Source organism: Kineococcus auxinigenes, from assembly GCF_050871525.1.
Taxonomy (GTDB): Bacteria; Actinomycetota; Actinomycetes; order Actinomycetales; family Kineococcaceae; genus Kineococcus.
This window is the reverse complement of sequence record NZ_JBKBCT010000171.1, coordinates 1-613: the sequence shown is the minus strand read 5'-3', so window position 1 is coordinate 613 and position 613 is coordinate 1. Positions and strand designations below refer to the sequence as shown.

At 62.8% G+C, this 613-nt stretch carries 2 pseudogenes; both read left to right on the top strand.

The window, feature by feature from the left end:
- Positions 1 to 373 (top strand): annotated as a pseudogene (locus ACRYR9_RS19860) (TraI domain-containing protein); the annotation flags it as partial.
- A pseudogene (locus ACRYR9_RS19855) lies at positions 370 to 613 on the top strand (conjugative transfer system coupling protein TraD); the annotation flags it as partial. The pseudogenes ACRYR9_RS19860 and ACRYR9_RS19855, both read left to right, overlap by 4 nt.

Here is a 613-nt window from a genome sequence, read left to right as displayed (position 1 = left end):
TGAGACGCCAGCGCCGACATCGGAGAAGCCCAACACCCAAAGCTCACTGTTCGACTTGGACTCGATGCAGGTGCCCAAAGAGCCAACGGTCAAACAGGAAGACCCGTTTGCCGAAATCCTGAGTTCTGCGAGCACGCTCATGCGCGAGTTCTTCCGCGCACTCGTGCAGGACGTCGAGTCGGGCAAGGTGGCCGTGCACTGGGCCGAAAAGGGGCTGGTGCTGCAAAAGCGGATTCTCGGCAGCTACGGCATCGCCAGCGAAACGCTGGTGGACAACCTGCGCAAGCTCAACCTCCTCGCCAGCTCGCAGGGCGCTGACATCGTGCTGGTCGAGCGCATTGGCTCGCTGATCCTCGCCCGTCCGCAGCAATGAACTACGTGAGCCACTTTCGCCCGATCTTCGAGGCCCGCGCGGCCGTCGGTTGGCTGATCGGTTTGATCTTGCTCCCCCTGTCCGGCATGCCCCACGCATGGGCGTTCGCGGTCATTTGTGCTCTGTTCCTCGTGGCGCGCGCCTACCAGGTGCGCAAGGCGCTGGCCTTTCGCATGTCGATTTCGACGCGTTGGCTCACCCTCATTCAGATCGACGTGCTGCTGCGCACGAGTGCCCGCA